Raw genomic sequence first — 12447 nt, forward strand, 5'->3', positions numbered from 1 at the left:
ATGTAGGGGTTCTGCTGCGGGGGAGAAGGGACGGGCTGGCGGCCCTGCGCGCGCCGCGTGCCCGGCTGATCGACGTAGGGGCTGACTCCCGGCTGACCGGCATAGGGGGCGCCGCCTGGCTGGGCCGCGTAGGGGTTACCCTGCGCGTATGGCTCGGCCGACGTGCGGCCCTGAACCTGCGTGCGGTCGTTGTCGTAGGGCTGCGCCATGCCCCTCCCTTCGTAGGTCTCCCATCCTAGCCGCGTATGGGGAGGGCCCCGCAGATTCGACGAAATCTACGGGCCTTGGGATGGCGTGCGGGAGAGGCGCCGCGAGTGGGCAGCCGTCGCGATGCGCGTGCGAGAGGGACGGGCACCGCCGGACGCCAACGCCCTACTCGTACGTGTAGAAGCCCTTGCCGGTCGACTCGCCCAGCTCGCCGCGGTCGATCATGGCCTTGAGCATGGAAGCGATCTGCTTGTAGTTGTACGGCAGCATCATCTTCTTGAGCAGCGGGTTCAGCAGGCCCGGCACCTTCTGGTACTGCATCACGATGTTATAGGCGGTGTTGAGGCCCACCGTGTCGATGATCTGGAATGGGCCCTTGGGGGCGCCGGTGCCGTGCGTCCAGGCGATGTCGATGCTCTGGGGGTCGCTCACGCCCGACGCCCACAGGTCCATGCCCGACAGCAGGAACGGCACGAGCATCGAGTTGAGCAGGTAGCCGCTCTTCTCCTTGCGCACGGGCAGGGGAATCATGTTGATCTGCTCGGCAAAGGCGACCATCTCGTCGAAGTGCGCGGGGCTGGTGTCGCTCGTGCCCATGACCTCGGCGGTGTTGTTCTTCCAGATGGAGTTGGCAAAGTGCAGGGCCAAGAAGCGGTCGGGGCGGCCGGTGAACTTGGCCATGGCCGAGGGCAGCAGGGTCGAGGAGTTCGTGGCGACAACGGTCTTCTCGGGCAGCACCGGCGCGAGCTTGCCGTAGAAGGCCTCCTTGGCCGAAAGCTCCTCGGCCATGCTTTCGATGACGAGGTCGGCGTTGGCCACGGCGGCGGCGAGGTCGAGCTCGATCCTGATGGAGGAGTAGGCGCGCTCGACGCGCTCGAGGCAGGCCGCGGCGTCGAGGGGCTCGCCGGGCTTGGAGAGGCCCGCGCACCAGGTGCCCTCGCCGCTCGCCATCTCCTCGATGGCCGCGCGGTAGGTCTCGTGCAGGTGGTCGAGCTTGGGCTGCGTGCGTCCGATGCTGCCCTCGCTCCTCAGCCAGATGGTGACGCTCTTGCCGCAGTAGGCCGCCTGGAACGCGATCTGGCTTCCCAGCACGCCTCCGCCGGCAACGACGACGTTGTTGAACTCCATGGGTCCTCCCAAGGGTTGCGGGTGTCATGTGCGTGCCACGTAACCATAGCGGCGCGGGTTTGGCGTCCGCGCTTCTGCGAGCGGCCGCCAGTGCGTGGTGGACGGTGTTATGTAAACCTGCGAGCGTGTGCCCAGCGAGTAGGACGAGTAGGGCGAGGGGGGGAGAAGGACGAGGACGAGTAGAGCGTGGCCGAGAAGGACGAGTAGGACGAGGGGGAGAAGGACGGGGCGAACGGGGCGTGGCCGAGATGGGCGAGGCGAGCAGGCGAGGACGAGCAGGGCGTTCGGCGTCCTCCCCGCAACTGTGTGCCTTGCGTGCGCCCGCGCCGCCGCGGCATCGATAATTCTCACCTTGTGCAATACTGCTCACGCTGTGCAACAACTACATAGTTGGGACAGATAAGCTACGGGCTTAACTGTCCCAACTTGGGACAATACCTGCCTGTGCAACTGTCCCAGGCAGCCGGAGGAGGAACACTTGCAAGAAGCGCTTGCCACGGGGTGCGCTCCCGTTCGTCTCGACCGCCGCATCAGGCGCAGCAGGACGCGCCTGCGCGACGCCCTCGTGGCAGAGATCGCCGCCACCGGCGACCTGTCGCGCGTCACGGTCACGGCCGTCACGGAGCGCGCCGGCCTCACGCGTCGCACGTTCTACTCGCACTTCCACGACATCCCCGAGCTGGTCGACGCCATCGAGACCGAGGCCCTGGCAGACATCCGCGCGTTGGTCGCGGGCATCGTCGCCACGAACCTCGACGAGCTCGCCGGCGCCCTCGACGCCCTCGAGCCCGCCCCCGGCGCGGTCGAGCTGCTCGAGTACTTCCGCGACAACGCCGGCCACCTTACGGCCCTGCTCGGCCAGGGTGGCGACCCCGCCTTCGTCGAGAAGATCAAGGCCGTCTGCACCGACGCCGTCTGCGCCCGCGCCCTCGACGGCATCGACGCCCGGGCCCTTGGACCCTTCTTCGACTACTACCTCGCCTTTGCCGTGTCGGCCGAGGCCGGCGTCCTCACGCGCTGGCTCACGGGCGGCATGCGCGAGGACGTGCGCACGATGGCCCTCATGATGACGGCTCTCGCCTTCGTGCGCCCTGGCGACCTCTACGGCAAAAAGATCGACCTCGACGTGCCGGCCTACGCGCTGGCCCTCATGCGCTCGAGCGTGGCGGGGAACCACGCCGACGCGCCCGCACCTCATGACAGCAAGACGGCCCACGCCGCCCAGACCAAGGAGAGCGACCATGACTAACAACCCGGCTTCGTCCAACGCGGCCCAGGCCCGCGTGGCCCGCGGCATCGAGTTGGTCGAGAACGGCGCCGAGCTGCGCCCCGCCAACAAGACCGACTTCTCGCGCGCGCAGCTGCGCCTGGGCATCGACGTGGGCTCCACCACCGTCAAGCTCGCCGTCATCGACGAGCGCGACCGCATCGTCTACGCCAACTACCAGCGCCACCACACCGACATCCGCGCCACCGCCAAGGAGCTCTTCGAGGGCGCGGCCAAGGTGCTCGGCGACGCCTCGATGCGCGTCTCGATCACCGGTTCGGGCGGCCTGCTGCTCGCCAAGTGGCTCGACCTCGAGTTCGTCCAGGAGGTCATCGCCTCCAAGCGCGCCGTCGAGACGCTCATCCCGCAGACCGACGTTGCCATCGAGCTGGGCGGCGAGGACGCCAAGATCATCTACTTCGACAACGGCATCGAGCAGCGCATGAACGGCACCTGCGCCGGCGGCACGGGCGCGTTCATCGACCAGATGGCGAGCCTGCTGCACACCGACGCGGGCGGCCTCAACGAGCTCGCGCGCAACGCCACCCACATCTATCCCATCGCCAGCCGCTGCGGGGTCTTTGCCAAGACCGACGTCCAGCCGCTGCTCAACGAGGGCGCCGCCCCCGCCGACGTCGCCGCCTCGATCTTCCAGGCTGTCGCCAACCAGACCGTCTCGGGCCTCGCCTGCGGCCACCCCATCCGCGGCCACGTGGCCTTCCTGGGCGGCCCGCTGCAGTACCTCTCCGAGCTGCGCCACCGCTTCTACGAGACGCTCGGCCTCGACGAGGAGCACCGCATCGTTCCCACCAACGCCCACCTGTTCGTGGCGACCGGTGCCGCCCTTGCCGGCGAGACCGACAAGCACGTGACGTTTGCCGAGGTCATCGACGCGCTCGACAACCTGGGCGACATGCAGGGATCCGAGGTCCAGCGCCTCGACCCGCTGTTCGCGAACGACGAGGAGCTCGCCGAGTTCCACGCGCGCCACGACGCGCAGGTGGTTCCCAAGGGCGACCTCACGAGCTACCGCGGCCGCGTCTTCATTGGTATCGACGCCGGCTCCACCACGATGAAGGCCGCCGTGGTGGGCGAGGACGGCGAGTTGCTCTACACCTGGTACGGCAACAATCGCGGCGACGTGCTGGGCTGCGCCCGCACGATCATGGACGACATCTACGACAAGCTGCCCGAGGGCACGACCATCGGCCACGTGACCACCACCGGCTACGGCGAGGCCCTGCTCATCGAGGCCCTGCGCGCCGACTCCGGCGAGATCGAGACGGTCGCCCACCTGCGCGGCGCCAAGGCCTTCGTGCCTGGCTTCGAGTTCATCCTCGACATAGGCGGCCAGGACATGAAGTGCCTTCGCGTGAAGGATGGCGTCATCGAGCACATCATGCTCAACGAGGCGTGCTCCTCGGGCTGCGGCTCCTTCATCGAGAGCTTCGCCGACTCCATGGGCCTTACGGTCCAGGAGTTCGCCCGCGCCGCCATGGGTGCCGAGAAGCCCGTTGACCTGGGCAGCCGCTGCACCGTCTTCATGAACTCGCGTGTCAAGCAGGCCCAGAAGGAGGGCGCGACGGTGGGCGACATCGCCGCCGGCCTGTCCTACTCGGTCATCAAGAACGCCCTGTTCAAGGTCATCAAGATGCGCGACCCCGAGGAGATCGGCAAGTACGTCGTGGTCCAGGGCGGCACCTTCATGAGCGACGCCACCCTGCGCGCCTTCGAGAAGCTCACCGGCCGCGAGGCCATCCGCCCCGACATCGCTGGCTGCATGGGCTGCTACGGCGCCGCCCTGCTCGCCCGCGACCGCGCCGGCGCCGAGGGCACCTCGACGCTGCTCTCGCGCGACGAGATCGACAACCTGCAGGTCAAGCAGACCAAGGCCCACTGCGGCCGCTGCTCCAACAACTGCCTGCTCACGATTAACAACTTTGGCAACGGCCGCAAGTTCATCACGGGCAACCGCTGCGAGAAGGGCGCCGGCCACAAGAAGGCCAAGACGGCTGCCCCCAACCTGTTCGCGTTCAAGAACAAGCTGCTGTTCGACCGCCCCGTGCTCGACCCTAAGACCGCCCCGCACGGCACCGTGGGCATTCCGCGCGCGCTCAACATGTACGAGAACTACCCCTTCTGGCACGCGTTCTTCACCGAGCTGGGCTTCTCGGTGGTGCTGTCCGACCAGTCGACCAAGAAGACCTACGAGGCGGGCATCGAGTCGATGCCGTCCGAGTCCGTCTGCTACCCGGCCAAGCTCAGCCACGGCCACATCATGAACCTGCTCGAGAAGGACCCCGACTTCATCTGGATGCCCTGCATCCGCTGGGAGCGCCAGGAGGACGAGACGGCGGGCAACCACTACAACTGCCCCATCGTCATGAGCTATCCGCAGGCCCTGGGCCTCAACGTCGACGAACTGGCGCAGCCCCAGGTCGAGTTCCTCGACGCCTTCGTGCCCTATGACGACAAGCGTGAGCTCAAGCGCCGCCTCTACGAGCTCATCAGCGTGCAGCGCGAGGCCGACGCCGCCAACGGCCGCGGCCGCTTCAAGGGCGAGCACATCACCCGCGCCGAGATCGACCGCGCGGTGAACGCTGCATGGGAGGCCGACCTCGAGTTCAAGCAGACCATGCGCCGCAAGGGCGACGAGACCCTCGAGTGGATGGAGAAGAACGACGCGCACGGCATCGTGCTCGCGGGACGCCCCTACCACAACGACCCCGAAATCAACCACGCCATCCCCGAGCTCGTGAACAGCTTTGGCTTCGCGATCCTCACCGAGGACTCCGTGGCCCACAAGATGCGTCCCGAGCGCCCCATCCGCGTCGTCGACCAGTGGATGTACCACTCGCGCCTCTATCGCGCCGCGCGCTTCGTGGCGAGCCGCAACGACCTCGACCTCATCCAGCTCAACAGCTTTGGCTGCGGCCTCGACGCCCTCACCACCGACCAGGTGCAGGAGATCCTCGAGGCCTCGGGCAAGATCTACACCGTGCTCAAGATCGACGAGGTGAGCAACCTCGGTGCCGCGCGCATCCGTGTGCGCTCGCTCATGGCCGCCCTCTCCGAGCAGCGCGAGGAGCTCGAGCGCAAGGTCGCCGAGGGTACGCTGGCGCCGGCCGGCCCCGTCGACGTCCACAACGCCGACGGCTCGCTTGCCCACGCCACCACCACGGCGAGTGGCCTGCCCGTCTGGCGCGAGGCCAAGAGCGCCGCGTTCAACAAGGTGCGCTACACCAAGCAGATGCAGGAGAGCGGCTACACGCTGCTGTGCCCGCAGATGTCGCCCGTGCACTTCGAGCTCGTCGAGCAGCTGCTCATCCACGCCGGCTTCAACGCGGTGCTGCTGCCCTCCGTTGACCACGGCGCGGTCGAGGCGGGCCTCAAGTACGTTAACAACGACATCTGCTACCCATCGATCCTGGTCACGGGCCAGATCATGGAGGCCATCGAGAGCGGCAAGTACGACCTCACCCGCACGGCCGTCATCATCTCCCAGACCGGCGGCGGCTGCCGCGCCACTAACTACATCGCGCTGATCCGCAAGGCCCTGCGCGACTCGGGCCACCCCGAGATCCCGGTGGTCTCGCTCACCGCGGCGAGCGGCCTCGACGAGGACAACCCCGGCTTCAACGTCTTCAAGCCCGACCTCATCGTCCACGCGGTCTACGCGCTGCTCTATGGCGACCTCATCATGCAGATGCTCTACCGCGTGCGCCCCTACGAGGCCAAGCCCGGCTCCGCTGACGCCCTCTACGAGCAGTTCATGGAGCGTGCCAAGGCCGAACTCGTCTCCTGCGGCCAGCGTGGCTTCCTCAAGCTGTGCCAGGACTCGATCGACGCCTTCGAGACGCTGCCGGTGGTCAACGACCGCTCCAAGCCGCGCGTGGGTGTTGTGGGCGAGATCCTCGTCAAGTTCCACCCCACGGCCAACAACGAGGTCGTGCGCGTCATCGAGCAGGAGGGCTGTGAGGCCGTGGTTCCGGGCCTGGTCGACTTCTTCCTCTTTGGCATGACGAGCCCCATGAACATGCGCGGCGAGCTGGGCACCAAGTTCCGCAAGCGCCTCACGCACCAGACGGGCATCAAGGTGATCGAGGCCATGCGCGAGCCCATCAACCGCATGCTCGAGAAGACCACGCGCTTCGCGAGCTACCCCGACATCTACGAGCTCGCCGCCAAGGCCAAGCAGATCCTGTCGCTGTGCAACACGATGGGCGAGGGCTGGCTGCTCACGGCCGAGATGTGCGACCTCATCGAGACGGGCACGCCCAACATCGTGTGCTGCTCGCCGTTCGCCTGCCTGCCCAACCACGTCGTGGGCAAGTCGGTCATCAAGCGCCTGCGCGAGATGCACCCCGAGAGCAACATCGTGGCCGTCGACTACGACCCGGGTGCATCCGAGGTGAACCAGCTGAACCGCATCAAGCTCATGATCAGCGTGGCCAAGGAGAACTTCCGCGCGGCCCGCGCCGCCTCGACCGAGGCCGGAGCCGCGGCGTTTACCCTGGTGAACCCCGCCGACCCCACGACCAACGTGGTGGCGCCCCTGGCCGGCGCGGACCTGGCCGACGACGCGTGCGAGAATGGCGCCTGCGCCGTGCCCGAGGCCCTGCCGCTGACCCGCGAGCAGCTCGAGCGCATCGAGGCCGCCAAGGTTGCTGCCGCCGAGCGCGCCGCCGCGGCCGAGAGGGGCGAGGCAGACGCCACGCCCGTGGCCGGCGACGACGCCTGCGCCGCTCCCGCAGACGGCGAGGTCGAGTAGGGCGAGCCCGGGGGTGACGTGGCCCCGCTGACGGCGAGGCCACGGACGCCTTGCGCGCCCGGCGGCGGGCAGCTGCTGCTACCATAAGAGTTTGCGTACAAGCGGCCCGCCCGGCACCTGCGCCGGGCGGGCCTCACTCACAAGGATTGGGACGACATGAGCGACCAGAACACTGCCGCGCCTACCAGCTCCGATGCCCCCAAGCCCCTGTGGGGCGGCCGCTTCTCCGCCGCACCCACCGGCGAGCTCGAGCGCTTCGGCGCCTCGCTGCCGTTTGACAAGCGCATGTGGCGCCAGGACATCCGCGGCTCCAAGGCCCACGCCGCGATGCTCGCGCACCAGGGCGTCATCTCCGAGCAGGATGCCGAAGAGATCCGTGCCGGCCTCGACGAGATCGCCGGCCAGATCGAGCGCGGCGAGTTCGTCTTTGACGTCGACCGCGACGAGGACATCCACATGGCCATCGAGCGCGTGCTCACCGAGCGCATTGGCGCCGCCGGAGGCCGCCTGCACACGGGCCGCTCGCGCAACGACCAGACCGTGGTCGACACGCACATGATCGCCCGCGACCTCGCCGACGAGATCATTGCCTCGCTCGTGAAGCTCGAGGCCGTCCTACTCGAGCGCGCCGAGGGCGAGTTTGGCGTGGTCATGCCTGGCTACACCCACATGCAGCCCGCTCAGCCGGTGCTGCTGAGCCACCACCTGCTCGCGTACTTCTGGATGTTCAACCGCGACCTCAAGCGCGTGCGGGACTCCCGCGCCGCGGCCAACGTCTGCCCGCTGGGTGCCGCCGCGCTCGCCGGCACCACCTACCCGCTCGACCGCTTCATGACGGCCGAGGACCTGGGCTTCTCGGGCCCCACCGCCAATTCGATGGACTCGGTGAGCGACCGCGACTACCTGCTCGACCTCATCTACGCCTGCAGCGTGTGCCAGATCCACCTCTCGCGCCTGTGCGAGGAGCTCGTGTGGTGGAGCTCGGCCGAGTTTGGCTTCGTCGAGATGGACGACGCCCACTCCACCGGCTCGTCGATCATGCCGCAGAAGAAGAACCCCGACTTCGCCGAGCTCGTGCGCGGCAAGTCCGGCCGCGTGGTGGGCGACCTCACGAGCCTGCTCGTGACGGTCAAGGGCACGCCGCTCACCTATGACAAGGACCTGCAGGAGGACAAGGAGCCGCTGTTCGACGCCGCCGACACGGTGCTGGGCTCGCTCATGGCCTGCACGGGCATGCTTGCCACCTGCACCTTCAAGGAGGACCGCATGCGCGAGGCCTCGCACGAGGGCTACATGGCGGCGACCGACCTCGCCGACTACCTCGTGGGCAAGGGGATGCCGTTCCGCACCGCCCACTCCGTGGTGGGCCGCATCGTGGGCGACTGCGTGCGCGAGGGCGTGACCCTGCAGCAGCTTTCCACCGATGAGCTGCGCAGCTACTCGGAGCTCTTCGACGACGACGCCCACGAGGCGCTCGACATCGACAACATCGTGCGCCGCCGTACCACCTTTGGCGGCACCGGCCACGAGGCCGTGCGCGCGCAGCTCAAGCTCGCGCACGAGGCCTATGACGCCGCCGAGGCCGCGCTGGGGGAGTAGGCCACAGCCCCTTTGGCCCATAGTTGCGAGGAGGAGGCCCGCTCAGCCGTGTGGTTGAGCGGGCCTCTCGTATGTCGGGCCGCGTCTGCGGCTTGTCTGCCTCTCGGAGCTTGCAGTCCTGCACCGCAAGCCGCGTTCCTCGGCCTAAGAAAAATCCCCGCCTGGCCACGTGGCTGAGCGGGGATTCGCTTGTTGTGCGGGAGCCTGGCCGGCTGCCTACTGCGCCGCGTCGGTGCCCGAGTCGGGCGTGGGCGTTGGCGTGGGCTCGGGGGTGGGCGTCGGTTCGGTGGTCGTGGTGCCGCCGGTTTCGGTGCCCGTGCCGCCGTTGCCACCGTTTCCGCCGCCGGTTCCGCCGTTGCCACCCGTGGTGGTCTCGCCGGTGGTGGTCTCGGTGTCGGTGGCCTCCTCGGTCGTGGCCTCGGTCTCGGGCTGCGGGTCGTTGGCGTTGGCCGAGGTGTTGGAGAACTTCCAGGAGGTGTTCTCCTTGTAGGTGGGCAGCGTGGCGTTGGCCATGGGCCAGTCGGCGCGCGGCGTGTCAGAGAGCACGGCGTTCACGAAGTAGCCGAAGGCCACGTTGGACGTCGTGTCGGGGTGCAGGCGCGTGGCGGTGTCCTGGCCCTTGTAGCCGGTCCACACTGCCACCGACAGCTGCGGGGTGTAGCCGCAGAACCACAGGTTCTCGGTGTTGTCGGTGGTGCCGGTCTTGCCGGCCACGGGCTGGTTGATGGTGAGCGAGTTGTACATGCGGCTCGCGGTGCCGTTCGTGACGACGCCCTCGAGCACCTCGGTGGCGGCGCGGGCCACGCCCTCGTCCATGACGCGGGTGGGGCTGTCCTTGTGCTCGTAGACGGTGTTGCCGTTGCGGTCCTCGATCTTGGTGATGGCCACCGGGTCGCGGTGCTCGCCGCCATTTGCCAGCGTCGCGTAGGCTTCGGCCATCTCGAGGGGCGAGGTGAGGTTGGCGCCCAGGATCGTGGAGCCGTAGGGCTGCAGGTCAGACGAGATGCCCATGTCATGGGCCGTCTGTACCACGTTGTCGACGCCCACGGCCATGCCCACCTGCACGTAGCCGGTGTTGGAGGACTTCGCGGTGGCATCTGCCAGGGTGATCGTGCCGTAGGAGGTGTTGGCGAAGTTCTGTACCTTCCAGGAGTTCGTGACCTGGATGGGCGAGTTGCAGTTGATGAGCACGTTGGGGTTCATGCCTTGCTTGAGCGCGGTCACGAGCGTGAAGACCTTGAAGCTCGAGCCCGTCTGCTTGAAGGCGGTGGTGGCTGCGTTGACCTGGGCGTCGTCGGTGTCGCCGTAGAAGTCCTTGCCGCCCACCATGGCCTTGATGTAGCCGGTCGAGGGGTCGATGGCGACCATGGCGCTGTCGAGGCGCCCGTTGCCCGTCTCGTCGAGCATGCGGGTCACGGCGTCCTGCGCGGCCTGCTGCATCGTGGGGTCGAGCGTGGTGTAGACCTTGAGGCCGCTTTGCACGATGGTGTCCTGCGAGAAGTCGCCCTCGAGCAGGCCCTTCACGTAGTTGGTCCAGAACGGGTAGGTGCCCTGGTTGTCCATCGTGGAGCTGCCGAGGTTGAGGACGAGGTCCTCGGCCTGGGCGCTGTCATGCTCCTCCTGGGTGATGTCGCCCAGGCGCAGCATGTTGTCGAGGACCTTGTTGCGGCGCTCCTTGGCGGCGTCGGGGTTCTGCGTGGGGTCGTAGTAGGAGGGCGAGTTGGGCAGGCCGATGAGCGTGGCCGCCTCGGCCAGGGTGAGCTCGCTGGCGTGCTTGCTGAAGTAGGTCTCGCTCGCGGCCTCGATACCATAGGCACCGTGGCCGTAGTAGATGGTGTTGAGGTACATCAGCAGGATCTGGTCCTTGGAGTACATCTTCTCCATCTCGACGGCGATGTAGGCCTCGCGGACCTTGCGCTTGATGGTCTTGTCGAACTGCTCGTCGGACAGGACGGTGTTGCGCACGAGCTGCTGGGTGATGGTCGAGGCGCCCTCCGAGCGGCCCGCGAGCTGCGAGACGATGGCGCGCGCGATGCCCATGGGGTCGATGCCGTTGTGGCTGTAGAAGCGTTCGTCCTCGACGTCGACGGTGCCCTTCCAGACGTAGGGCGAGACCTCGTCTTGGGAGATGGAGCGGCGGTTCTCGAGGTAGAACGTCGCGATGGTGTTGCCATCGGCGTCATAGACTTCGCTGGGCTCGGCCACGAGGTAGGCGTCGGCCGAGGTGTAGTCGGGCAGGTCCTGCAGCCACGACTCGACGACGGCGCCCAGCGACACGGCCAGGGCTATGCATAGCAGCACCAGAAAGCCGGCGATGCCGGCGGCCGAGAAGCCGACGATGTGCGTCTTTGCGTGGGCGCGTGCGCGGCGCTTGCGAATTCCCATGCGAAAAACCTCCTGTGTGGAGTGAAGACAATCTTTGTCATTATCCGCCAAATCCGTACGCGTGGTCTATAGGTGCGCGCTTTTGTGCGAGCCGTCCACATCCCTGTGCGCGGGGACAAGGGGACGGGTCTTTTGTCCCCGCTTCGTGTGCCTGTCGCGACTGCTCTGCCCCTCTCGGCCGACCGCGTGCCCAACGCGACTAAGTCGGGCCCCTGGGAGGCCGGTTTGGTCGCGCTGGGCACGCGACGTGCCCATCCCCATGTCCCCTCGTTGCGTTTTCGTGAGTGTCCGATAGATGCCCTAGACTGGGGAGAGCTTCGAGGGAGAGCGAGGACGCATGGTGGGTACTCAGGATAGGCGAGGTCGGCGGGCAAGCCTGGCGGTGGGCGTCATGGGCGCGGCCGTGCTCGTGGCCGTGCTCGTTCCGCTCGTGCTCATCAGCGCCTACAACCACTCCTATGCCGACGACTGGCACTACGGCGTCTGGGCGCACCTTGCCCTTCAGGACACCGGCAGCGTGCTCGCCGCGCTGGGCGCCGCCCTGCAGCAGGTGAGAAACGCCTGGTTCGACTGGCAGGGAACCTACTCGGCGATCTTCCTCATGGCCATCGAGCCCAGCGTGTTTGGCGAGCAGTGTTATGTGATCGCTGCCCCGCTCGTCATGGCGCTGCTCGTGGCGGGCACGCTCTTCTTCGCGCGTGCCACGCTCGTCGAGCTGCTGGGCTGCGAGCGCGGCCTCGCCGTGGGCGTGGCGTGCCTCGTCGTGGCCGTGCAGCTGCTGCTGCAGCCGAGCCCCGTCGAGGGCATCTTCTGGTACAACTCCGCCATCTACTACACCGGCTACCATGCCGCGGCGCTGGCGCTGCTGGGCTGCGTGGCGCGCATCTGCAACCCCGCGCGCACGACGCGCCCGCGTGGCGCCATCGTGGCGTCGTGCGTGCTCGCGGCCTTCGTGGCGGGCGGCAACTTCGTGACGGCGCTCGTCGTGGCCGAGGTCATGGTCGTCGTCATCTGCGCGCTGCTTGCGGGAGGCCGCCGCTCGGCACAGGACGTGCTGCCCGCGTTTGCCCTGCTCATCGTGGGTCTTGCC

Annotated in this window: 6 protein-coding genes and 1 pseudogene; 4 read left to right on the forward strand and 3 right to left on the reverse strand. The window is 67.6% G+C overall.

Annotated features, from left to right (window positions below):
- Together AC1VTH_RS03465 and AC1VTH_RS03470 are read right to left on the reverse strand one after the other, a co-directional pair.
- Positions 1–209, reverse strand: a 209-nt coding sequence (locus AC1VTH_RS03465) for a hypothetical protein (protein ID WP_481334712.1), incomplete at its 3' end; no start/stop codon positions are given.
- 163 nt (positions 210–372) lie between these two features.
- Positions 373–1335 (reverse strand): 3-hydroxyacyl-CoA dehydrogenase, encoded by a 963-nt coding sequence (locus AC1VTH_RS03470; protein WP_481334713.1) that lies wholly within the window; start codon positions 1333–1335, stop codon positions 373–375.
- 478 nt (positions 1336–1813) lie between these two features.
- Between AC1VTH_RS03470 and AC1VTH_RS03475 the strand changes: the two genes are divergently transcribed.
- The 3 genes from AC1VTH_RS03475 (at position 1814) to argH (ending at position 8972) form a co-directional block, all read left to right on the forward strand.
- A complete protein-coding gene (locus AC1VTH_RS03475) occupies positions 1814–2584 on the forward strand; it encodes a TetR/AcrR family transcriptional regulator (protein ID WP_293825097.1) in 771 nt (256 codons plus the stop codon).
- Positions 2577–7373 carry an acyl-CoA dehydratase activase-related protein gene (locus tag AC1VTH_RS03480; protein WP_481334715.1) on the forward strand — a complete coding sequence of 1599 codons (4797 nt, stop codon included), beginning with the start codon at positions 2577–2579 and terminating at the stop codon, positions 7371–7373. Before AC1VTH_RS03475 ends, AC1VTH_RS03480 begins: the two co-directional genes overlap by 8 nt.
- Before the next feature lie 156 nt (positions 7374–7529).
- Complete coding sequence (gene argH / locus AC1VTH_RS03485; RefSeq protein WP_481334717.1) at positions 7530–8972, forward strand: argininosuccinate lyase; 1443 nt, start codon at positions 7530–7532, stop codon at positions 8970–8972.
- A gap of 216 nt (positions 8973–9188) precedes the next feature.
- On the opposite strand, the gene AC1VTH_RS03490 is transcribed toward argH, so the two are convergent.
- On the reverse strand, positions 9189–11357 hold the full coding sequence (locus AC1VTH_RS03490; protein WP_481334718.1) for a transglycosylase domain-containing protein: 2169 nt from the start codon (positions 11355–11357) through the stop codon (positions 9189–9191).
- 337 nt (positions 11358–11694) lie between these two features.
- On the opposite strand from AC1VTH_RS03490, the pseudogene AC1VTH_RS03495 reads away from it, so the two are divergent.
- A pseudogene (locus tag AC1VTH_RS03495) lies at positions 11695–12447 on the forward strand (hypothetical protein); the annotation flags it as partial.

Source organism: Parolsenella sp., assembly GCF_982402205.1.